The following is a 23,640-nucleotide window of genomic DNA, read 5'->3' on the forward strand; positions in this document are numbered from 1 at the left end:
ATCCTGTCCCCTCATATCATAAAGCAATTAAGTTTTCATTTGCTACCAGGCAGGCGGTACTTTGCTCCCGCAATCTGATAGCCCTGCTATAAATATCATCCAGGGTATCTAATCTCTTATCCCACTTAAAAGTAGCGGCATAATCAATTGTAGAGTGAGCTAAATCCCGTAAAAACTGAGGTTTGGCAAACACATCATCAAGGTTTTCCGCAATGCTTCTTACCATAAAAGGGTACTCATCAACCGGTATTTTAATGCCGTTTTTCTTACAAATGACATCGCCCATACCATGATGGTCAATAGTAAGCGAAGGAACACCACAGCTCATGGCTTCAAAAACCACGGCCGGGTTATCCTCCGCTATGCTGGTAATGATGTGCAGGTGAGATGCAGCCATCATACTCATGGCTTCGGTTCGTTTTAACTGCCCATGCCATATAATTTTATCCTGTAAACCCAGTTTGGCGGCATACTGCTTTAGTTTACCGGTAAGTGGCCCGGTACCCAGCACATTAAGCACCCAATTATTATTTTCTACCTGCGCGAGAGCGTCAAGACAAAGCTGCAGGTTTTTACGTTCGATATGGGTGCCACACCATATCAATTGCACTATATCGCTGTTAAACTTCGTTTGGTTCAATGACATTTCTCCTATGATACCCTGTTCAGACAGGTAATAGCTATCACGGCCAAACCTGTTCATGATGGTTTGCTGGCCGGTTTTAGTCGCCGAGATCAATACATCGGCTTGTTCAAATGCTTTCTTTATCCGCGTCGAATGACCAAGCTGTACCCTGTTAATGATATTTTTAAGCATGAATTTAACCCGGGTAGTCAATGGTTTGTTTCGCATTAAACGCTCATCAATAACCATCATCCCACCTATCGGTCCCCAAACGGTTGGCTTACCCAACTTGTATAAAAAGCCCGGTTCGCGGTAGCCTATAGGCCCAAGTTGATGCACCACGTCAATATCAACAGTTTCCAATAGTTTTTGGGCTGTTTTATATGCTTCCTTTTGCCACAAATAATAGGCGAAATAAAAGAACCAGCCTAAACCCACTTTGTTAAGCAGGTTAATTGTTTTTGCGATAAAGCCAGGCTGTACCTCAATGAAATTTACATTGGCGATCCTGTTTTCTGACAGATATTTGCGCATGGTTTGCGTATCGCCCATATGATCGTCGGACATGCCATACAATACCCATAATTTGTGCCTTGTGGAAAGGTTCATAACCGTATTCCAGGCGGCACCATATTCAGAACCTTTACTGGGCGATATTGCATATGCGGATATAAGTATATTTTTATTCATAGCTTATGCCTGTAAACTCATCGGTTTCCTGAATGGATCTTTATAAAAAAAACGCCAGCGTAAGCGGTTAAGGTAATTAAACAGGTACGAGAGCATGTAATTGATACCATGCAAATGCCTGCGCATTACTTTTAGTTCTTCGCGGTGCATTTTAGCAGTGTCATTACTTACACCGTCGGTACGCATGTAGGCAATTACTTTGTCGACGTATTTTATTTTATAGCCCAATCTTTTAATGCGTAAAAACATGTCAAAATCCATAGCTATCCTGAGCCCGATATCATAATTCCCTACGTTCCGGTATACATTTCTGCGCACAAAACAACTGGGATGCATCACATACATACCGAAATTAAGCCAGCCTACCTTGCTTTTTTTATCCCGTTCGGTGCCGTTACCACCTATCAGCCTGATATTACCGCAGCACACAAAGTCATCTTTTGAAACATGGTGCATGATATGCTCTACAGCGTCTTCAGCGTACCAATCGTCGGCATTGATCATGCCTATCCACTCGCCCGAGGCCATGGAGATTCCTTTATTAAATCCGTCGCCAATGCCTTTATCAGGCTCACTGATAAACCGGTCAATCCTATTCCGGTATTTTTCAATGATCTGCAATGTGCCGTCAGTTGATCCGCCATCAACAATGATGTATTCTAAGTTTTTATAGGTTTGATTAAGAACGCTCTCTATAGTGCCTTCAATGGTATTTACGGCATTATAAACTACCGTAATAATGGTTACTTTTTGTGGGTTATAAATTTGCTCCATATCCTATCCTCGTTAAACATTTAAGCCAGCCAACTGAAATTCTGTAAACTGCTGCCTTGTTTTTAATTGATGCATCAATACATGTACATTCAGGTAGCTGTAGCCAAGCAATACCATTACTACGCTCATTTCCATATTGAAAAAAGCAGTTACGATATAATTGGTGAGCAGCAAACTCAACACACACCCGATAATAAAAGCCGAAAAAATCCGGATAACCGGCTTGCCCTTCACATCCGCGTATGAACGCCATTTGGTTGCAATCAAACCGAAAAAAATACTTATATAAACCAGCACACCAAGGGCACCTGTTTTTACAAGAATATAAAGCCATCCGTTATGCAAAACCGGGATATATTGAAAATCAGCATCTTCGCCAAGATGTACAAATGTTTTGAGGTCGATAAGCTTGCCGAGGCCGCCGAAGATCCAGTCGCGCAGCCCGCCATCCAGGTAGCCTTTAAAAGCCATAAATGATTCATAACCGCGGTAGCGGAGGTTAATATCCTGCTCGGTATTAAAGTTCCCCACGCTCACCTCATTGAACGAGCCCATGATTTTGTTAAGGAAGGTACTATCTGAGCTTACACTTACGGTAATAAATGGCACCACAATAACAAATAATCCAAGCAGGAATATAATTGGGAAAATCCACACCCGTTTTACCCTGTCGGCGATAAGCAGCAGCATAAAGCACAGGGTGATGATGAGATAGGTTCGCGAGGCAAACATATAGATACCAAAGGCGTTGACACCCAAAAACAGCCTGAACAAATTGCGCCGGAACAACCTGATGTCAAATTTCCAGGTAAACAATAAACAGGCAAAGGCTATTGGCGGCGCAGGTGTGCCCACAATACCGATAGCGTAATGGGCCGAATATGGATCGGTTAACGCACCTCCCCCCATATATGAAATGGAAATCCCGGTAACCAGGAATGATACCAATACCCCTGCTATAACAAGCGTTTTCAAAAACAGCTCAACTTCGATGCGACGGGCCAGCACAATGCCTGCCAGCACAAATAATATTGGTATTGAGAAATAATAAAAATCCTTAAAAATAAGATAAGTACTATTTTGATAACCCGCTATTAAGCCCAGCAGTGCGGGGACAAATAGCACAGCAAACACTCCTGCCATTTTTATAACGGCAAGCTGGTGTTTAACCGGCGGCAAAATGATGAGCAAGGCAAGGCCAAGTACCGGCGCCTGCATGTGAAAAAATGATGCCAGCACCATTACCAGAAACAAAAGGGCGTAAACGGTTTGATTTACCTGCTGCATGTTTCCAACTCCATTTTATAAGTATCACGTACATAAACTGCCGGGTTCCCCGCCCAGATCTGCTCATCAGGTATGCTCTGAAAAACTACCGAACCGGCTCCTACTATCGAATTTTTGCCGATGGTTACCCCTTTTAATATGGTGGTGTGGCCACCTATAAAAGCTCCGTCTTTAATGATAACCGGTTTAGTACGCAAACCATCCAGGCGTTCTGGAATATCGTTTCGGGCTTCGGCGTATAGCGAATGGAAATCGGTATCGTAGATTACGGTATTGATGCCTATCTTAACATGATTACCAATTTTTATTTTATCGTGGCAGATGAAAGCCACAGATGTACAGCCCACATAGTCGCCAATGCTTAGCTCACCACCTGCAGCAACTACAAAATAGCATTGCTGCTGCCTCCCTCCCATGGCATGATATTTACCGCTGTTAAACCAGAAGTTTTTACCTATACTGAACTTCCCTTTCATGTTGATATCAAGAATAGGAATGCCATAGCCGGTGAAATCTTTATGATAGTCTACATTGTTTAACCAGAATTTAAACGTAGTTACCAAATGCGAATAATTACGGGCAGATTTAAAGTAAACCACCCTCAACGCCCGGTAAAATTTTCTGATGATATAACTTAGTCCCATTTTCCTGTTCTCCTTACCGGTTAAAAACACCCGTTGCTTTACGGTTAATGATTTTGTTAGTTTGAGTAGAAAAAACTATCCCCATCACCACAAAAATGATGGCATTGGCTAAAGGAATCCCCGCTACACCTATCAGCTTTCCTAATAAAATGGAAAGCGGAATATTAATTACCGAGGTAGTTATCCCCAGGTACAGTTGCAGCCTAATTTTGCCTATTCCATTTAAAAACTGCACGTGAATGGCCTGCCATATCAACGTTATAATGTAAATGCACATGGCTATAGAAAGGTTCAGCGGTACTGAAATGCTTTTACCTACCCATATGTCATATAGCCAGGGCGACAGCACAGTGAGCGCAATTGTGCATAAACTGAGTCCCAGCCATAGCTTGTTTATTTTGGCAAGTGTATTTTTGATCCACTCGTACTCATTTTTAGTGTAAGCCTCTGTAAACGCGCTCCAGAAAGGCGTTATCACCACCACAAAAAACATCAGTACCACCGAAAATAATTTGTAGGCAATATTAAATACAGTTACCTCCTTTGGCCCAAACAGCTGGGTGATAACAATATTATCCGACTCGTACATGACCAGCGCACAAATCTGGATGATAAAAAACGTACTGCCTACGCCAAGCATTTGCCTGGCGCTTTTAAAATTCACTACGCTGATGGCGGGTGCCAGTAACCTGTAATCGCCTTTGAACATTAGCATACTTCCCCCAAGCATTACTAATAAAGGCACACCCGCCATCACCATCACCAGCCAGGTTAATGAACCTGGCACCAATTTCATCAATATCAATATGGCCAGTAACGAAAGTATCTGCCCAACAAAATTCAACTGTGCTGTTTTGGCCGGCTCCTGGTTAGCCGCCAGCACTGTGTTAATAAGCTGCACCACAAACTGAAAGCAAAAAAGACCGAAGATGATCAATACTATTTTATTCAAATAACCGCTGCCATCATCAGGTACATTCAAAATACTTGTCCATTTTATGTAGGGGTTAACAAAGTAAAAAACAACAAACATGATTATCCCTATCACGCACATAATGGCATAGGTTGAGCTTACATAAACCCGGCCCTTTTCGGGCTCATTAAGGGCTATGGCCTGGGCCAGTTGATTTTTCAGGCCATTACCCAAACCCATATCAAACAAAGCCGCCCAGGTTATCAGCGAGCTTAGGGTAAGCCAGATACCATATTGAGTAGGGTTTACATACCTGATGGTAAGCGGGATCATGACCAGCGTAATAACCACGCTGCCGCCCTTAAGCACTATTGAGCGAAAAATATTTTTCCGCGCCCTTACCGAGCGTTCATGGCCTTTGTTAAAAAACCGGTTAATACCAACTGTTAATACTTGCAACATAAAATGATTTAAGGGGGATTTAAAGCAGATTAAGGATACAATGCTACCAAACGTTCATTTTTATTTTCCGGAGCCAGTCTGCCACTTTACTGCTGCTATCTTCGTAAGGTGTCCCGTAACCATAGCTGCCATAACCGTGTCCGTAACCGGTAATGGTATTGGTACGCATTTCAATATCATTTACTATCAGGTACATGTGTTTAGCTTTTTTGGTGCGGTGCAAATCATTTACAATGCCCAGCTGTGTTTTAAGCGTATAATTTTGCCGTACCACATAGAAAGTAACATCAACAAACTCTTCGATAATGAGTGCGTCAGATACCAGGCCAACCGGGGCAGTATCGATGATCACATAATCAAACTTTTTCTTAAGGTCTTCAATAAGGATTTTAAGCCTGTCGTCCATCAGCAACTCGGCCGGATTGGGCGGTACCGGGCCCGATGATATGTAGAAGAAATTAGGGTTACTTTCAAAAGGTTTAACCAGGCAGTCAACGCATCCTTCGGGCGAGATCACATAATTGGTGAAACCATATTCATCTTTCATGCCACCCATGTTTTTGAGCAATTTAGGTTTGCGCAAATCAAGCTCGAGCAACACTACCTTTTTGCCGGTAAGCGCTATAGAATTGCCCAGGTTAAGCGAAATGAACGATTTACCCTCACCGCTCATGCTTGAGGTAAACATGATCACATTTGAGCCCTTTTTATTATCGGTAACATACTTTAAACTGGTACGCAGGGCCCTGATCTCCTCGGCTACAGCCGAACGGGCATCATTATAAACCAGGGGCCTTGAACGCTTATCACCGCGACTTATTTCGCCAAATAATGGCACACTGGTATGTTTATCAATATCGGCCTTGGTGTTGATGCGGGTGTTCAACAACTCTTTAACACTAAGCCCAGCTGCCGGGATACAGATCCCGGCAATTGCGCCAATAAGATACAACAGTGATTTTTTGGGTGCGAAAGGTTTTTCATCGGCATCGGCATCATCTAAAATACGGCAGCTCGAAAGTGTGGCTGTTTGCGATATAGCAGTTTCCTCACGTTTTTGCAGCAGGAACAGGTACAAGTCCTGTTTAAGGCTTTGCTCACGTGCGTAATCCAGGTAGATCCTTTCTTTTACCGGTGCGTTTGTAATTTTATCTTCAATGGTAGCATTTTGTTTTTTAAATGCCGATTGCGATACTCTCAGGCTGTTGCGATAATTGCTCAGACTGGTTACCAATGCCTGACGGGCAAGCTCAATCTGCTGATCGAGGTTTTTGATGATCACGCTGTTATCGGTAAGCGTCATCCGCAGTTGCTCTTTGCGCAGCAGCATTTCATTGTAGCCGTTTATAGCAGTACCAAAAGCCATATCCTTGGTAATTAACGAGCTTGGTACTACCTGCGGATTGCCGGCATCGTTTACATATTTATAAAGATCATTGGCTATAGCCAGCTGCACCTCGTTATCGTTCAACTTACTTTGATAGGAGTTAGCACCTTCAATCAGCGCCTTTGATTGTGCGTTGATATCCGAGATCTTGTTCTGAACCTTGTATTGCTCCAGGTTCTTTTCAACCTTACCCAGCTCTGCACCAACAACTACCAGTCGTTTATCAATAAACTTCATAGTGCTATCGGCAATACGGATCTTGTTGGCCAGGTTATTTTGCAGATAAACGTCCATTAGTTTCTGGAGTATTACCCGTCCGCGTTCGGGGTTGCTGTAGCTCAGGTTTAGGTCAATAACGGTGGCCTGCTTATCGTCGAGCCCAACACCCAGGTTTTCATCAAGTTCCTTTTCAATCTGTTTTGGAGTTTGAACCTTGATCTTGTATTCGCCGTCGGGTTTGAAGTACTGCGTTTTGTGGAAAGTAAGGTTATACTGGGGTAAACTTACCGGCTTATCAAAAGTACCTGTGATACCTTCCGATTCTTTATCATTTGTAAGCCTGAAAGTGTTGCTGTTTAGCACCTCTAAGGTATAGTTAGCCAGTACCAGCTTATCGGTTTTATAACCTATATTAATTTTAAAGGGACTGTCATCAAACACCTCCGCTTTGCGGAAGCCATTATTGTCATAAACATGAATATTAAGATCGAGCAGATAAACAACCCGTTTAAGGAGACTGCGCGATTTAAGCACCTTAACCTCGTTATCGGCATTGCTCTTGATATCAAACAACGAAGCCAGGTCCGAGTTTACGCCGTTGGTAAGGGCTTTTGTAGGTGAGTTTTTTTCATCCTCAACAATAATTTTACTGCTGATATTCCATTTACTTGGCTCGTACTGAATATATACAAAAGTAGCAACAATGCATACCGCTATACCAATGCAGAAGAGATACCAGTAATTAAGGCAGATGGCAACAAGACTGCGGACATCGCCGGGAGCTTCCTCCTTTTTGTACACGAAATCGAGCTTGTCAGCTAAAAGGTCCAATTTATCCATATCAACATTTTATTAAAATGCCAATAATCATGATAAAGCTATCAATTCCATAAGTAGAAATAATAAGCAGCTCAATGATCAGGGCAAAATTTATGTGCTACTAATTTGACCGAAAGTTACCTCAGAAAAGCCATTTTTAGCTACGAACGAACGGTTATGAACAAAGTGAACGATGATTTAATAATGAACGAAATGAATGATTAATGTGAGAGATTAGAGGTTTGTGGTTAGAGATCAGGCTGTATATCTCATCATATAATACATATAAAAATATTATTATCAAGATAAGATACTACCTAAACCTCAACAATGGGTTACCTTCCCAATGTCCGGGTATCAATAATAAAATATAAGCCATGGCTAAAATTGTAATGGACGAGAGAAAATGGACATTAGTTGTAATGCTATTAATAGTATCAGGCGTTGCCATTTATAACCTGCGTAACTATATCGACAGGCGATCTGAACATTCTTTGTCATTCAAGAATTGCAATGTAAAATATTATTACATTACCAAAGAGGCGGGATTGGACGGCGATGTAAACCGTGTAGCAGAAAACAGGCTGGCACGCTGCCTGTGCAGAAGCTATGAGCAAAAGAAAGACACAGCCATTGCCCGGAAGATCATGGAAATTTACCGCAAAAACACAAGAGACGTTTTCTTCAATACTTCACATGTAATAAACTACAACAAACTTGATTCGGTAATAAAACATAGGGAAATGGTATTTGATACCTTAGTTTTAATTGATTGAATAGTTCCCCTTCTATTGCCCCGCCACTTCCCAATCCATACCTTTGTATTATGCCAGTCACCCAAAATATAAAGGTTGCCGTTGATGCGGTAGTATTTGGATATACCTCAAAGGAGGGCCTGTCCGTACTGCTCATCAAACGCAATATCGAACCTTTTAAAAACAGCTGGGCATTGCCGGGCGGTTTAGTGGCTGATCATGAATCGTTAGAGGAAGCTATCCAGCGCGAACTGCGGGAAGAAACCGGCGTAAACATCACCTACCTGGAACAATTATACAGCTTTGGCCAGCCGGGGCGCGATCCGCGGAACAGGGTGATATCCATAACATATTATGGCCTTGTACGGCCGGATGCTTTTGTTGTCAAAGCAGCTACTGACGCCAGCGATGTAAACTGGTTCAATATCAAAAAACTTCCCGCCCTGGCGTTTGATCATACCACCATCATCAGCGTAGCCCGCGAACGCCTTAAAAGCAAAATGCTTTATCAGCCCGTAGGCTTCGAACTGCTCGAAGAAAAGTTCCCATTTTCCGAGCTCGAAAAACTTTATCTCGCGGTACTCGACCGCCCTATCGACCGCCGTAACTTTAAAAAGAAGATCACCAAATACGGCTTCCTGGAAGAAACAACCGAAAAGCAAGCCCTTGAAGGTGCCGGCAGGCCGGGTAACCTTTTCCGTTTTAATGAGGAAAAGTACTATCAGCTTCAAAAAGAAGGCATTAGTTTCGAGATATAATTCTGAATCCATCATCCGGGTTAGAGAAATCGACCAGCCTTTATGTCATTGCGGGCGTAGCGCGGCAATCGCACGGAAGCAGAGCCGCTCTGTATAGCATGCGATTGCCACGTCGCGCCGATGCTCATTCCCGTTTCGCGCCTCGCAATGACATGTTTTTATTCGCTTCAAGAATCAAAAAACTTTGTATAAGGTCCCCTGGATACTCAAGCCGCTCCCTCTTCTCCCCAAAAAAAATCAAAAAATAATTTGCGTATTAAAAACACATATTTATATTTGTGTATAATTAACGCAAAATAGAAATGAAGACAGGAGTAATTATAGCACGCTTTCAAACGCCGTACCTGCATGAGGGTCACAGGCAACTGATAGCACAGGTTAAGCAAAACCATGCCAAACTGATTATATTACTGGGTGTTAGCCCCATAAAAGGCAGTCGCAAAAACCCTTACGACTATTACACGCGTGAAAAAATGATTAAAAAGGATTATCCTGAAATTGTGGTACTGCCCATCAGCGATAATCCGAGCGATAAAATCTGGTCGGATAATCTGGACAATCTGCTGAAAAGTGTTTTCAATGCAGAGCAGTTTTGCTTGTACGGCAGCCGCGACAGCTTTATCCCCTACTACAGCGGCAAATTTGAAACTATCGAGCTGCCTGAGCATGGCGACTATAACGCCACCGAACTGCGTAAACAATACGCCGATAAAGTTTTCGACTCCAATGATTTTCGTGCGGGCATCCTGTACGCTTACTATAACCAATACCCAAAGGTATACCCTACTGTTGATGTAGCCCTGTTCAGGAATAACCGTAATGAGATTTTGTTAGGCAAAAAGGCCATCAACAATAAATGGCGTTTCGTGGGTGGCTTCTCCGATCCTGAAGATACCTGTTACGAAGATGCCGCCGAACGCGAGCTTGCCGAAGAATGCGGCGAAATGCAAACCACTGCTATGCAGTACGAAACATCGGCCAAAATAAACGACTGGCGCTACCGCAGCGAGGCCGACAAGATCATTACCCTGCTGTTTAGCTGCGATTTTATCGGCGGTGAGCCAAAGGCCCAGGATGATATTGCCGACCTGGCCTGGTTTAAACTTACCGACCTGCCTTTAATGATAAAAGACGGCTCCATTAGCGAAGAACACATTGAATTGTTTAATTTCATCACCGGCAAATACCTTAAAAACTAAAGCCATGAAAAGGGAAAATTTGATTCTTTTAGCCGACGCATATAAATACGCCCACCATAAATTTTACTACCCCGGCACCACCAATATTTACAGTTACCTGGAAAGCCGCGGTGGTATGTTCAACGAAACCGTTTTTTTCGGTCTGCAATATATTTTGAAGGAATACCTGCAGGGCCCGGCCTTTAATCAGGTTGATTTGGACGAGGCCGATGAATTTTTGAAACAAGTTTTTGGCCGCAATGATGTGTTTGATTGCAGCAAATTTCAGTACATACTGGATAAATACAACGGTCACCTGCCGGTACGCATCAAAGCTGTGGCCGAAGGTACCAGCGTACCTACCGGCAACGTGCTCATGACCATCGAAAACACCGACCCTGAATGCTATTGGCTCACCAACTTTCTCGAAACCCTGCTGATGCAGGTTTGGTACCCCTGTACCGTGGCAACACTAAGCCACGAGGTTAAAAAAGTGGTCACCCAGTATTACGAAGAAACCGCCACGCCCGAAGCCTTCGGCGGAATTGGTTTTGTGCTGAATGATTTTGGTTTCCGCGGGGTGAGCAGTGTGGAGAGTGCCAAACTGGGCGGGGCGGCCCACCTGCTTAGCTTTGCAGGCAGCGATAACCTGGCAGGATCCGGCATGGCTATTAAATACTATCATGCGCAAAAAGTACACGGACTGAGTATCCCGGCTACTGAACATAGTATTTGCACCCTGCTTGGACAGGAAGGCGAACTGGAAATATTTAAACACGTTTTGCGCAGCTTCCCTACCGGCGTTATTGCCTGCGTGAGCGATAGCTTTAACATTTTCCGCGCCTGCAGCGAGTACTGGGGCGAAGACTTGAAAGAAGAGATCCTGAAACGCGACGGAACACTGGTGATCCGCCCCGACAGCGGCGACCCGGTGATGACCCTGTTGGAGATCTTTAAGATCCTGTTTGATAAATTCGGCTTTACTACCAATGCCAAAGGGTATAAAGTGCTGCCTCCGCAGGTTAGGGTGATCCAGGGCGATGGCGTTAACTATACTGAGATCGCCGTGATTTACAAAGCCCTGAAAGAAAACGGCATCAGCGCCGAAAACCTGGTGCTGGGTATGGGCGGTGCGTTACTGCAAAAGGTTGACCGTGATACCCAGAAATTTGCCCTGAAATGCAGCAGCGCGGTGATTGATGGCAAAGAAGTAGCCGTTGAAAAACACCCAACCGAAATGGATGTCAACGGCAATATCACCACAAGCTTTAAAAAGAGCAAAGGTGGCAGGTTACAACTGGTAAAAACCGCCGAAGGCTACAAAACCATCCACCAGGACGAACAACCCGAACTGGCCGACCAGCTCCAAACCGTTTTTGAGAACGGCCATATCATTAAAGATTTTACTTTTGAGCAGGTGATTGATACCTTGCAGCACCAATAAACCACATTAACAAAAAAGCTTTATGCTTTATGCATTCTGCTTTAAGCTCTTACATAATGAAGAAATTACTATTTGCCATAACCGGTTATGAATACCTCGCCGAGAAAGTGCTTGCCCTCGGCCATTGCGAACGCGGCGAAATTGAAGTAAGCTACTTTACAGATGGCGAACGCTACCAGCGCATCCTCTCCAACGTGGAAGGCAGGGAGGTATTGCTGATCGGCGGTACTGTGAATGATAGCGCCACGCTCGAACTTTATGACCTTGCTTCGTCGCTGGTAAGTTACGGCGCCGATTCGCTTACGCTGGTGATCCCCTACTTTGGTTACAGCACCATGGAGCGCGCCGTTAAACCCGGCGAAATTGTGACCGCCAAAACCCGCGCCCGCCTGCTCTCGGCCATCCCTAAATCAAACCGGGGCAATAAGGTAATGCTGTTCGATCTGCACAGCGAGGGCATCCAGTACTATTTTGAGCAGGACCTGTACCCTGTACACGTGTACTGCAAAGACATTGTGATAGAGGCAGCTACCCGCTACGGCGGCGGCAATTTTGTAATGGCCAGCACCGATGCCGGCCGCGCCAAATGGGTTGAATCATTGGCTAACGACATGGGTGTAAATGCCGCCTTCATCCTCAAACGCCGCCTCAAAGGCGACCAAACCGAAGTAAGCGCCATCAACGCCGACGTAGCCGGCAAAACGGTTATTATTTATGACGATATGATCCGCTCAGGCGGCAGCATTGTAAACGCCGCTTTAACCTACAAAAATGCCGGTGCCGGTGATATTTATGTGATCACCACACATGGCTTATTTGTGAACGATGGTATTGGGAAGTTAAAAGCCTGCGGGGCTATTAAAAAGCTGATCTGTACCGATACCCATGTAAATTGTAAGGATTTGGAGGGCGATGACTTTGTGGAGGTGAGGACTGTGGCGGGGTTGATATGCCCCCCGGTACCGTGAATGGCATAGTTGTCGGTATACTCAAGGTAAAAAGCAATAGATAACAACACATAACCCAAAACTTTTTCATGAAAGCAATTTGGATGTTCCTTATTATTTCAATTTCAACATTTGCAAATAATGCTTTTGCCCAAAAAAGTCCATTGCGCTCTGTTAAAGTCGAATGGGAATCTTTTTCGACAGAAAGCGTTGTTGCCGTTAACTGTGACCAATTTGAATATTCCTTTCTGGACACACGAAAATACAAGTTATTTACCAGTAAACCTGAATTAGCTAAATTAAATTCGTTAATAACCACGAAGCTATTTACAAGAGAGAAAGAATGTAGATCGATAGATGTTCGTGGTAAAATAATTTTCAATTATTCAGGATCAACGATAAAATATTGCTTTGATCAATTTGGTCATTTTTATCATGAAGGGAGATTGCTGAATAACAAATTACTTTGGGCATTTATAACTAAAATTATTCCAAAAAGCGACCAATAAATGAATCCTCAGTGCTTAGTCAGGCACTCTTTACTTCTTATCAATGGATCAATACCTGCAACCAAATCAGTCATACCTCCGCTTAGTTGACGATTATAAAAAGCACGGCACTTTGGTTGTTGCTTTTGATTTTGACAATACTGTTTATGATTTTCATGGCACCGGCAACAGCTATCGGTATGTGACAGCTCTTTTAAGAAGATGCCATAAAGCAGGCTTTTACCTGATCTGTTTCACGGCTAATAGCGACACCCATGCTATTAGTGATTATTTAAAGGCCAATGATATACCTTACAATGGAATTAATGAAAATCCACCGTTCTTTAAATGCGATAGCCCTAAAGTATATTATAATATTTTGCTTGACGACCGTGCAGGATTGATCCAGGCTTATACAGAACTTGATCTTTTACTTAGAATAATAGAGTGACATTTGTTCCCTTCAAAATGAAATATTTATCATCAGAACAATTAAAAACTAATTTATCATTAGGTAAGCCAATTGAACAATGGCTATCTCACCAAAAGCACGATGATTATACCATTTTAAAATGGTTAAGGATAGATAAAGAAAAAGACCCGACATATAGTGTGAGTTACATAGAGTGCTTTGATGAAGGTGATGAGGACTTTTTAGATATCTACGAATTTGCACCAGTAGACCCTGACGAACCTTACACCATTAATTCTTTTAGCAATATCAATGAAGCCTTAACCTTTGCGATAGATAAGTACCAGGCATCAGAAAGCAGGTTTGTTGCGGCAGGGATGATACAGGAAGAGTATAAAGAATATTTAATGGCAAGGTAATTCTTTGGTCTCATTTCTGCCCCCCCGCTGGCGCACGCCTGTTGCGGGTTCAATACTCATTTACGCAATCTAAATTAATACAAGAAATGTCGATTCCGTTTAAAAAGTAATTATTATGAGATTATCTAATCGTATAGGGCTGATGTTTTCTGTTATATTAATTGTTTGGTTAACATCACTTTTAATTCATGTATTTGAAAGACAAAGTTCATTTGATATTAATAACATTCAGATTAAAGGAGTACAAAGTGCCACATTAATAGATGAAGGAATAAATGGCACCCAAACTACTACAATTTTAGATAAAGACACTTTAAATGAAATTCTTATTCTTTTAAAGAAATCTAAAACCGCGAACTTCAATGACGTTAATGTAAAGGCAAATATAGGCACATGTAGTATTATTTTGAAAACGGTAAAAGGCAATGAGCTACCGAAAATAAGTGCTATCAATACATCGTTTTCGGGAGCTATAATTGAAAGTGGCGATTATTGTTATCGTAACGATAGTTTATTAAACTATATCCGTAAGTTTCTAAAGTAATGGTGGTTTAATTAGTGTTTTTTATTGCATACGATAATTATATATAAGACACCCCAACTGGCCCCGCTGGAGCACGCCTGTCGCGTGTGCCAATCATCAAAATAGCCATATTGCCTTTGCCCAATCAATCCCTATCTTTATAACCATCATGCTAATCCATAAAGAAATTAAAGGCAACGAACTTTACTTGTATATGAACGGCAAACTCATTTACAAAAGATGGTTGGATACAGGGGCATCAAAAGTATTTGATGTAATGGCTTATAATAAAAACACGCTCGTAAGTATTAAGGATCCGGAGCAGCAGGAAAAACGTGAATTGATATCAGTCAATGCGCTATTAAAATTAAAAGCAACGGAAAATGGTGGAAGGCGAACAGGAATATTAAGCGGATACAGGCCGGATCATGTTTTTGAATATGACGCAAACGGCAACATGATTGAGGCATTTATAGGGGATATTAGATGGGACGACGGCCTTGCAATTGAGCCCGGCGAAGAAAGAGTAGTAACTGTGAGATTCTTGCCAAATTTAAAAATAGAGCAATACCTGAACATTGGCCGAAAATGGTGGATCCACGAAGGTGCAAGATGCCTTGGAGAAGCGGAATTAATTGAGTTTCTATAAAGCTGAATTTTGGCACACGTTACTCGCATGCACCAGCAATAACACCAAACTTCAACCTCCTTATCACAGAGCTGACGAAGCTACGCTTCGTCACATCCGCAGAAAAGCACAAAGCTAACCTTCCCGGCTTTAAGCAATGGTGGCAGTACTTTGTCACCATCAAAATTCAAGCAACAGGCGATATCTAAAAAACATCAAAAAAATGATAAAAACATACCCAAAAACCAGCAGCCATACTGAGCAGAAGTGAAACACCAAACAAACACTCCAAAAAGTTTTAAAAATTGATTATCAGTAATTTAACAATGTTTCATACAAAAATTCAAGTATTTGATTATCAATTAATAATGTTTTTGATCCGTTCCGTTGTTTCACTCTTAAAAAATGGAACAAATGAGCTTTTTAAGAAAAAGAAGTACCGCATGTTTTCCAATTTTTTTCGGGAATCAAAAAATTGGGACACCACATTTGTTACAATTTAAACCTCTTCCTTTCGCTGGGGCATGCGTGTGGCGTGTACCTCTCGTTCTGGTCAAGAGCCTCCATAATCAATACATCAACAATGGTTTAAGGCCATTTATAAAGAACAAGGGATGACCTATAATAGTCCCATTTCTTTATCCATTTCCCACTCGCTGCATTTCATCGGCAGCACCATTATCGCGCTTAACCGTTTTGTAGGTTTTACCGAAGCGATAGGTGAACGCAAGCACCACTACACGGCTATCGCGCTTAATCTTAAAATACTCCGTAGCGTTGGGGAACTGTGTTAAGCCCTCCATGGCGTTGGTATAGAATATATCACGCATACTCAACTTCAGGTTGGCTTTCTTTTTAAATACCGACATGCCCAGTCCCGCCGAAAGCTGCCCGGTAGGGTACAGCCTTTCCTGTACATCGTTGCGGGCACGGGTGGTATAAAAGCCCGATACTTCGCCTGTAAAACGCTTGCCCATGGTGAACTGGTTGCTGGCGTTGAGGTTAAGCTGGTTGATATCAGATGTATAATGATTGCCGTTAAAACCGCTTAGTTTTTTGTAATTGTACAACGCCTGTGCTGTTAGCGTCCACCAGCCGGTGGGTGTCGCTGTGATAGCTTCGGATACGCCAATAATATACGTGCGCCCCACGTTTCCCTGCGTATACAGCAGAATACCTGCAAGTGTAGGATCGCTCAAAAATATTTGCGAAAAGTAGTTATTGATATTACTGTACGACACGGTGGTAGTGAGCAGACTTTTATATTGGTGGCTCAGCTCCAGGTTCCAGCTGTATTGCGGCAAAATGTAAGGGTTACCGGTTTGATAAGTATATTTGTTGATAATAAAATAGAATGGGTTGAGCGTTTGATAAACCGGGCGATCAATACGGCGGCTTACGGTTAAAGTAAAGCTATTGGCAGTATCAGCCTGGTAGCTGAAATAGCCGCTGGGAAAAAAGCTTCCATAGTTACGCGAAAAAGCCGAGTCTTTTTGCAGTGAATTACCCATTTGATGGGCATGATAATCGGTATGCTCATAACGTAGTCCTACCTGGTAAGAAATGGCCTTATGCTTGCGCTCCCATTGCGTGTAGGCTGCGTGGATATTCTCGCTATAAAGGAAATGGTTACTGCGGGTCAGGTCGTCGGTCCATTGCCCCCCAGTAAGGTTTTGATAACCGGCAGAGTTATCGGTACTGCTGTGTGCCGATTTCCAGCCCATTTGAAATTGGCCATCGCTGTTTGTTTTAAGTGTATAGTCGGCTTTGCCCGATAGGATGGCGATGCTGGTGGGGATATTGGCGCGCGTTGATTCGTTATAACCGCCGGTGGTTTGCAGGCGGTTGTTAAAATTCTGGTCGCTGGTAATGTTGTAGTGCAGCCAGTCGGCATCAGCACTGAGATCCTGGTTTTTGCTGATGGCATGGCGAAGGCTCAGGCTCACCTGGCCGTTTTTAAACCGGCTGTTATTGGCATTATCGGTAGCAATCACAGAATCTGCCCCACCAGCCGGGTTGAGCCAGCGCGCCGATGCCGTATTGTTACCCTTGCGATGGATAATGGTTACGCCAAATACAATGCCAACCGTAGTTTTGGGCGAAACGTCATAATCCAGCCCTGCTTTGGCCGTATTATTCAGCAGCGTACCGGTAAAGTGCGATGGCTGCTCCAATGTTGAAGTAGTTGCCCCGCCAGCGCCGGTGTATTTGCGCAGCGCGTACAGGTTGGTAAGATATTTCTGATCGCTGATATTGTAATTAAAGAAAGTACTGATACGCCCCGCGCGATAATTCAATGTCAGGGTGTTGTTAGTTTTAGGGTAAACACCTTGTGCCACGGTAGCCGAAACCGATCCGTTAAAACCCTTTTGCCGGTTCTTTTTGGTTTTAATGTTGATGATCCCCGCGTTCCCGCTGGCATCATACCTGGCTGTGGGATTGGCAATCAACTCAATTTGTGCTACCTGCCCGGAACTCATACTGCTGAGCAGGTTGTTCAGATCGGCACCGGATAGGTAAGTAGGCTTACCATCTATCATCACCAGCACTCCTGGCTTGCCTTGTAAAGAGATGCCGCCATTACGGTCAACCATTACTCCCGGCGATTTCTCCAATACCTCCAATACCGTAGCCCCTACGTTGGTTACCGAGGCGTCAACGTTGACAATCACCTTTCCCTGCTTCACTTCCACCGGTGGCGTTTTGGCGGTGATGCTCACCTCTTTCAGCTCGGTGCTAAGGGGTTGCATGCGGATAGTATCCTGCTTTACATTGTCCGCGATAGTGTAGCTCCGGGTAGTTTGAGGCTGATAACCGGTATAAGTTACAGAGAAGCTGAATGTTCCCTGCGGAATGCTCTGGAACCTGGCCTGCCCATGGACGTTACTTACGCTCAGGCCTACCTGCCTGTTTGCCTGAATCAGTTTAACGGTGGCGCCATCAGCAGGCTGGGCATTTTCTTTAACAACTATCAGCGTAAATTGCTGCGCAAAACCGCCCAAGGGTAATAGGGCCAGTAAAAAGAATAAAAGCGTACGGGTCATTCAGTCAATCCTAATAATCCCGTAAGATAATCAGGATGAGGCTGATGTTGGCATTTTAAAGCGCGAAAATATGAGTGAAAATCACCTTTTAATCTCACTATTATCCTTATTGCAGGTGCACGCGTACACCTGCAATAAAAGTCTCCCCTACATATACAGAAATCGCAAACCAATCAGCTAAACCTCTTCACCGCTCCTACTCACCCTTGCCAACCTCACCCGAAGCTGCTCACTAAACCTAAAGTTTTTATAGGAGTAGATAGTGCCCAAAACAATGCAGGCCATCACAAAAACATTCCAATAAAAGTATTGGTGCGATGGGCGATGCAACACCATAGGCAATAATGACATGGCATACGCCGGGGTTAATTTAAAAGCCACCAAGCGCATCAGAAGCGATATAGCTACGATATCCATTAATGTCGCCAGGAGCAGGTTATTTAAGAAGTACAAGCTCTGAATTCCTATGTAAGCAGCGAGGCTCAGGCAAACTACCTGCTTATAAAACATTTTGAAAGTGTACTCCTCCTTATGCATTGATTCATACCCCACAACCAAAACCGGCGGAATAGCGGCAATATACATCCAACCATTTTGCGCACAGGTGAGCACCCAGGCCGATACAAAGACTATATACAGGATATTATCCTGCGGCCTTTGTCGCTTTGAAATGGTTGGTTCCGGCGGCGTTCCGCGTTTTGCATACAGACTCAAAGCTAATATGAGTGTAAGCGTCAGAATTGAAAAAATGAAATATAACGATGTGGCATTGGTAATAACAGGCAGTAAGCCGGTTGCCAGCGCCGGGGCCAGACCGCTTTTAAAAACACGCAGGGTTAGCAACACAAACATCACGGCCAATATAAGTTTCGCTGCCGGGTTAACATCCATTTTGTTGATCATGAAGCCACCTATGGCGGTGATGGAAGGCAGAAGAAAGATATGGAGTGGTTTAGCCAACCATACCGGATTTTGATGGATCAGGCAGCCAATGGCAAGCGCAGCCATCTCCGGAAGTATAATTTCTTTGTCGTTAAAAATAATTGACGCGCCAATCATCATAAATATCAAGGCGCATCCCAATGCGCTTTTAAGCGGCAATATCTTTTTCATTGTCAGAAAACTATGATTAAATAGTACAATCAATTACAGATTGGAAATCAAAATAAAAGCCCCATAGCACTCGCTGCATGGGGCTTTAAAACCTAAACCTTATCACAAATCAATGAGCGCTTGGGGCACTCAAAAATTATTGTGTAAAATTAACACATTCACAGCAAACGGTCTAATAAATATTAAACCAAATAGGTTTAAGCACTCAAACTGAAAGACTTTTACCACTTTTTAAACGGGAGGAATTTACCTTCCATAACTACTTTAACACGGTCGCCGGCAGGATTTTCAACTTTGCTGATATCCATGGTAAAGTCGATGGCACTCATGATGCCGTCGCCAAATTGCTCATTGATAATAGCTTTCAGCGTTGTACCATACACGAGCAATAATTCATAAAAACGGTACTGGGTGGGGTCTTTAGGCGGCATCTGGTCTAAGGAGCCCCTGTCGGGAATCTCCTGCAAAGAGGCTATAATTTCGGCGTCCAGATCAAGCAGCACACCGATTTTTTCGGCTTCCTGTTTTTCCATTACAGCCTGCCCGTGCAGTGCAAGGGTCGTCCACACTAAACTCCTGTTGATAGCATCTGCCAATTCCTGGTATTTAACCTGTTTATTTTTGATTTGCCTGATGATGATTTCAGTGGCCATTGTTCTGTTCATTTTTGCTTTTCTTTTTTCAGGGTCAAAAATAACAGTTAACAACTTGTTAATCATGGCACTTTTCGGGTAAGCAATGGCACTAATCAACGATTTTGATTGCCTGTGATGCTACTCCAGTAACAACGCATCCTCATCATCGGTAAGATTAAGCTGAATAGTATCATTACCTGCAATGCCTTCAATACTGCCGCGGATATGGGCCGCGCTTAGCAGCACTTTATCCAATTGTTTTTCACGGGCCTTCCAAAGCTTCTCCATGGCATCACGCTCACGCTGGATAGACTGGCGCATACTCATATATCCTTCGCGAATAGCTTTCCACTGCTCCGAAAATTCGCTGCTGGTAAGATAATCATACAACAGGTGCATTTTATCGCCTTTATTATCTTGTGATTTGGCCAGGTTTGACAGCTTCATTACCCCGTCCCTTAAAATATATGACACCGCCTTTACCTCGTCAAAACTGCAGATCCATACGCCATCTCGCTCGCCAAAGCAGTCCATCCCTTTGGGGTAGCATTGGGTTACGATAACCGCAACGTCAACGCCCATACTGCGCATGTCTTTTTTAAGCTTCTCGATCCAATCCATCGAAAAAGCATTGGTCCGCTTGCTTTCGTAAATGATCTTACCGCACTCCTGCCCAAACTGATTACGTACGGTTTGTACACAGTCGGCACCGCGTACACCTTTACCGACTTCGCTTATAATATCAAATGGGAAATAATTGCGCAGTGCTTCTTCCAATATCAGTTCCTGAACTTCGCCCTGCAGTTGCATGGAGCCTTGTTCGGCTTTGCGCTTCATTTCGTCGGCCAGTTTCTTTTGGTCGTCAAGCTGTTTTTCAAGTTCTTTAACTTTTAACTGGTACTCAGTATCTTTTATGCTATGGCGTTCGGCTTCCTGTTTGCGAATCTGGTCGGTCAATTCGTTGCGTTGCTCCTGCAATTTACGCTGAACGGCAAGCTCCATCTCTTCTTCCTTTTGTTTCAGCATATTTTCGCGTTGCAAAAACTCCAGTTCTTTCTGGCGCGATTGTTTTAGCTTTTCTTCAGTTTCGGCTGCAGAATTTTTTAGTAATACAAGCTGGTTCTCAAAATCCTGGCTTATGGTTTTGCGCAGGTTATCTTCAAGCGTTTGCTGTAATTGCTTTTTTTCATTGTTAAGCCGTTGCTCGAAAGCTGCCTGTTGCTGGCGTTCTTTGTTTAAAAACTCCTCGTCCTTTTTGCGATATTCCTCCTCTTTTTGACGGGTATAATCCATCATCTTAACCCTGAGCTCTTTTTTATACTCCTCGGCCATCACCTCCTCTATCGGGAAACCGAAACCACAACTTGGACACTTAACTTCTGTAGCCATATTATTATTTATTAGGAAAGTTTTTCCTGTAAACCAAAGATAGGGATTTTACGTTTAGCATATAAAAACAGTAATGCCGGGCTTTATTAACATTATTGTAACAAAATGAAACTATGATGATAACAATCTATTGCAATTGCCGTTTATATTGCCGAAGTTTATAACATGCAGATATTGAGAATAGGAAAGGTAATGTGGAGTCATGATTATGACCTGGGCACATTAGGGTTAGCGAATGACGGAGGCGCTTTATTTGCATTTACCCTACCACCGCACCACTACACCGGCGAAATTATACTTACCCCTAAAAGCCTTGTACTTGACGGCGACGGTTACGAGCACATCCCGCTTGACAGCCTGGAACAGTTATATTTAGGATTCGATGATTTTTACAAACGCTCGATGGTGCGTAGTAACGGGTTATTCTGGCAGCCGCTGAGGTTACGTTACAGGCTTAAAGAAGAATTGAAAACATTGTATCTTATTGTTGACCATACCCTTTTTGGCGCAAAAAACCAGCTATGGTTTAATACCCTTAAGCAATTGGTATCCCGCAACGCTTAACTTACCCTGCTTTTTTCCAAGAGGCTAAAACAACACTCCAAAAACATTCAATTAATCAACAATTTAGCAACGCTGATTGTAATATACCTCATTGCGGGTATTTCATAATAGGATTAATAGTGGCATATTAGCACCGCTAAATTCACTAAACGCCTATTATCACTTTTTATGAAAAAGCTCGGATTCCTGAGGCTATTTTCTTGTTTACCCCTCATCGCCATCATTATTCCGGATACAACCGAAACATTTATTAACCCCGACTTTAAAATACCTTTCATTCATGTCGTTTTCGACGCGGCCTTTATTGCCATCATCGGTATTTGTACATTAATAATCCGTCGTCAAAAAAAACAAGACCTGAAAATTCAATACCAGCGGTCCTAAAAACCTGTCATCCCATACCTTAATAAAACAAAAAAACGGCGCGGGTTATCCGCGCCGTTCTTGTTAATATAATTCCTTCAATTATTTGGCTTTGCCAAACTCGCCATTAGCTTTGATAGTTACTTCGTCGCTAACCATAGCATTACCAAATTTTGAACCGAAGTTAAAGTCAGAACGTTTGATAGTACCGGTTAACTGGAAACCTGCATCATCAGCTTTGCTCATTGGGTTTTGGATAGTACCACGGTACCATAAATCAAATGACGCTGGTTTGGTTACACCATGTAAAGTTAGGTTACCAGTAAGTTTGTAGTGCTTATCAGATGTTTTGGTGATAGCAGTGCTGGTAAAAGTAAGTGTTGGATAAGTAGCAACGTCAAAAAAATCAGGGCTTGTGATGTGTTTATCGCGCTGATCGTTATCGGTACTTACTGAAGCTGTTTGTATGCTGATCTGGAATTTAGCATCGCTGAAATCTGGCTTAGCGGCAGTGATAGTTGCATCATAGTTTTTAAAAATACCGTCAACGTCAGATACCATTAAGTGGGTTACTGTAAATTTAACGTTTGAATGTGCTTTATCTACGCTCCAGGTAGTTTGTGCTGATGCTGCCGTGTACGAGAATGCTGCTGCTAACAGGATAAGAATCTTTTTCATTGTTTTGATCTTTAATTTCTTTTTTGTTTTGATTTATGACCCAAAAGTATACAAAGGATCGGAACTTCAAACAAAAAAGATGTTTAAACATCTTTTTATTAAAATCGGATGACAATATACTACCAATTTAGTAGAACTTACAAGAAAAGTCAACTATTTTTGAGTGGTTTAAGCCCTACGTTTTTAAGGTTTTTTGTTTGTTGCGGAGCATGATCATGGCCTTATCGGCCCTTACTTTCCGGGTAGCTTCCTGCTTAGCCGAACCAACCCAATCGCAATAGCCTTGCTTATATGATCTTGACAAACTTTCAAAAAATGCATTCGCTTCCATATCGCTGTCAAGTAATACCTGTAATTCGGCAGGGGTACCGTCTATATGTTCGCCAGCTTTAAGCATAATCTCTGTCGGAGTTTTGTTTCGGATAAATATAGTATTAATTGGGATAAACCCCTGGTTGAAATACCATAATTACGGCCAGTAA

24 protein-coding genes are annotated in these 23,640 nt (G+C 42.9%); 12 read left to right on the forward strand and 12 right to left on the reverse strand.

What is annotated here, in order from left to right; all coding sequences use genetic code 11:
* Positions 1-16 precede the first annotated feature (16 nt).
* From BMX50_RS12230 to BMX50_RS12255, 6 genes are read right to left on the reverse strand one after another with little or no spacing between them, the layout of a single operon-like run.
* A complete protein-coding gene (locus tag BMX50_RS12230) occupies positions 17-1,315 on the reverse strand; it encodes a glycosyltransferase family 4 protein (RefSeq protein ID WP_091210802.1) in 1,299 nt (432 codons plus the stop codon).
* Between the two features lie 3 nt (positions 1,316-1,318).
* Positions 1,319-2,089, reverse strand: a complete 771-nt coding sequence (locus BMX50_RS12235) for a glycosyltransferase family 2 protein (RefSeq protein ID WP_091210803.1) — start codon at positions 2,087-2,089, stop codon at positions 1,319-1,321.
* A 12-nt stretch (positions 2,090-2,101) separates the two neighbouring features.
* Positions 2,102-3,376 carry a hypothetical protein gene (locus BMX50_RS12240; protein ID WP_091210804.1) on the reverse strand — a complete coding sequence of 425 codons (1,275 nt, stop codon included), beginning with the start codon at positions 3,374-3,376 and terminating at the stop codon, positions 2,102-2,104.
* Complete coding sequence (locus BMX50_RS12245; RefSeq protein ID WP_091210805.1) at positions 3,364-4,020, reverse strand: acyltransferase; 657 nt, start codon at positions 4,018-4,020, stop codon at positions 3,364-3,366. Before BMX50_RS12245 ends, BMX50_RS12240 begins: the two co-directional genes overlap by 13 nt.
* A gap of 13 nt (positions 4,021-4,033) precedes the next feature.
* On the reverse strand, positions 4,034-5,395 hold the full coding sequence (locus tag BMX50_RS12250; RefSeq protein ID WP_091210806.1) for a lipopolysaccharide biosynthesis protein: 1,362 nt from the start codon (positions 5,393-5,395) through the stop codon (positions 4,034-4,036).
* Between the two features lie 43 nt (positions 5,396-5,438).
* Complete coding sequence (locus BMX50_RS12255) at positions 5,439-7,841, reverse strand: GumC family protein (protein ID WP_091210807.1); 2,403 nt, start codon at positions 7,839-7,841, stop codon at positions 5,439-5,441.
* Positions 7,842-8,197: 356 nt separating this feature from the next.
* Between BMX50_RS12255 and BMX50_RS12260 the strand changes: the two genes are divergently transcribed.
* From BMX50_RS12260 to BMX50_RS12305, 10 genes are all read left to right on the forward strand, one after another.
* Positions 8,198-8,596 (forward strand): hypothetical protein, encoded by a 399-nt coding sequence (locus BMX50_RS12260; RefSeq protein WP_143065154.1) that lies wholly within the window; start codon positions 8,198-8,200, stop codon positions 8,594-8,596.
* A gap of 50 nt (positions 8,597-8,646) precedes the next feature.
* Positions 8,647-9,333, forward strand: a complete 687-nt coding sequence (locus tag BMX50_RS12265; RefSeq protein ID WP_091210809.1) for an NUDIX hydrolase — start codon at positions 8,647-8,649, stop codon at positions 9,331-9,333.
* Between the two features lie 302 nt (positions 9,334-9,635).
* Positions 9,636-10,532, forward strand: a complete 897-nt coding sequence (locus tag BMX50_RS12270; RefSeq protein WP_091210810.1) for an NUDIX domain-containing protein — start codon at positions 9,636-9,638, stop codon at positions 10,530-10,532.
* A gap of 4 nt (positions 10,533-10,536) precedes the next feature.
* Complete coding sequence (locus tag BMX50_RS12275) at positions 10,537-11,955, forward strand: nicotinate phosphoribosyltransferase (protein ID WP_091211103.1); 1,419 nt, start codon at positions 10,537-10,539, stop codon at positions 11,953-11,955.
* Between the two features lie 56 nt (positions 11,956-12,011).
* Positions 12,012-12,923, forward strand: coding sequence for a ribose-phosphate diphosphokinase (locus BMX50_RS12280; RefSeq protein ID WP_091210811.1), 912 nt, complete (start codon positions 12,012-12,014; stop codon positions 12,921-12,923).
* 68 nt (positions 12,924-12,991) lie between these two features.
* Positions 12,992-13,411: a hypothetical protein gene (locus BMX50_RS12285; RefSeq protein WP_091210812.1), complete on the forward strand. Its 420-nt coding sequence runs from the start codon at positions 12,992-12,994 to the stop codon at positions 13,409-13,411.
* 43 nt (positions 13,412-13,454) lie between these two features.
* Positions 13,455-13,841, forward strand: a complete 387-nt coding sequence (locus BMX50_RS12290; RefSeq protein WP_091210813.1) for a hypothetical protein — start codon at positions 13,455-13,457, stop codon at positions 13,839-13,841.
* 17 nt (positions 13,842-13,858) lie between these two features.
* Positions 13,859-14,221 (forward strand): hypothetical protein, encoded by a 363-nt coding sequence (locus BMX50_RS12295; RefSeq protein ID WP_091210814.1) that lies wholly within the window; start codon positions 13,859-13,861, stop codon positions 14,219-14,221.
* A 115-nt stretch (positions 14,222-14,336) separates the two neighbouring features.
* Positions 14,337-14,765, forward strand: coding sequence for a hypothetical protein (locus BMX50_RS12300; RefSeq protein WP_143065155.1), 429 nt, complete (start codon positions 14,337-14,339; stop codon positions 14,763-14,765).
* Positions 14,766-14,913: 148 nt separating this feature from the next.
* Positions 14,914-15,393: a hypothetical protein gene (locus tag BMX50_RS12305; protein WP_091210816.1), complete on the forward strand. Its 480-nt coding sequence runs from the start codon at positions 14,914-14,916 to the stop codon at positions 15,391-15,393.
* A gap of 617 nt (positions 15,394-16,010) precedes the next feature.
* Here the strand turns inward: BMX50_RS12305 and BMX50_RS12310 are convergent.
* From BMX50_RS12310 to BMX50_RS12325, 4 genes are all read right to left on the reverse strand, one after another.
* Positions 16,011-18,416, reverse strand: coding sequence for an outer membrane beta-barrel protein (locus BMX50_RS12310; RefSeq protein ID WP_091210817.1), 2,406 nt, complete (start codon positions 18,414-18,416; stop codon positions 16,011-16,013).
* Positions 18,417-18,593: 177 nt separating this feature from the next.
* The gene (locus BMX50_RS12315) at positions 18,594-19,529 is read right to left on the reverse strand and encodes a hypothetical protein (protein ID WP_091210818.1); all 936 of its coding nucleotides are present in this window, start codon (positions 19,527-19,529) and stop codon (positions 18,594-18,596) included.
* A gap of 221 nt (positions 19,530-19,750) precedes the next feature.
* Positions 19,751-20,248 carry a cyanase gene (cynS, locus tag BMX50_RS12320; protein WP_208864691.1) on the reverse strand — a complete coding sequence of 166 codons (498 nt, stop codon included), beginning with the start codon at positions 20,246-20,248 and terminating at the stop codon, positions 19,751-19,753.
* A 54-nt stretch (positions 20,249-20,302) separates the two neighbouring features.
* Positions 20,303-21,553 carry a DUF2130 domain-containing protein gene (locus BMX50_RS12325; protein ID WP_167667882.1) on the reverse strand — a complete coding sequence of 417 codons (1,251 nt, stop codon included), beginning with the start codon at positions 21,551-21,553 and terminating at the stop codon, positions 20,303-20,305.
* A 165-nt stretch (positions 21,554-21,718) separates the two neighbouring features.
* Between BMX50_RS12325 and BMX50_RS12330 the strand changes: the two genes are divergently transcribed.
* Positions 21,719-22,117 carry a hypothetical protein gene (locus BMX50_RS12330; RefSeq protein WP_143065156.1) on the forward strand — a complete coding sequence of 133 codons (399 nt, stop codon included), beginning with the start codon at positions 21,719-21,721 and terminating at the stop codon, positions 22,115-22,117.
* A 168-nt stretch (positions 22,118-22,285) separates the two neighbouring features.
* On the forward strand, positions 22,286-22,501 hold the full coding sequence (locus BMX50_RS12335; protein WP_091210821.1) for a hypothetical protein: 216 nt from the start codon (positions 22,286-22,288) through the stop codon (positions 22,499-22,501).
* Between the two features lie 81 nt (positions 22,502-22,582).
* Here BMX50_RS12335 and BMX50_RS12340 read toward each other — a convergent pair whose 3' ends face one another.
* Both BMX50_RS12340 and BMX50_RS12345 read right to left on the reverse strand, forming a co-directional pair.
* Positions 22,583-23,158 carry a YceI family protein gene (locus tag BMX50_RS12340; protein ID WP_091210822.1) on the reverse strand — a complete coding sequence of 192 codons (576 nt, stop codon included), beginning with the start codon at positions 23,156-23,158 and terminating at the stop codon, positions 22,583-22,585.
* A 175-nt stretch (positions 23,159-23,333) separates the two neighbouring features.
* Positions 23,334-23,555 (reverse strand): YdeI/OmpD-associated family protein, encoded by a 222-nt coding sequence (locus tag BMX50_RS12345; protein WP_091210823.1) that lies wholly within the window; start codon positions 23,553-23,555, stop codon positions 23,334-23,336.
* Between the last annotated feature and the right edge of the window lie 85 nt (positions 23,556-23,640).

The organism is Mucilaginibacter gossypiicola (assembly GCF_900110105.1).
Classification (GTDB): Bacteria; Bacteroidota; Bacteroidia; order Sphingobacteriales; family Sphingobacteriaceae; genus Mucilaginibacter; species Mucilaginibacter gossypiicola.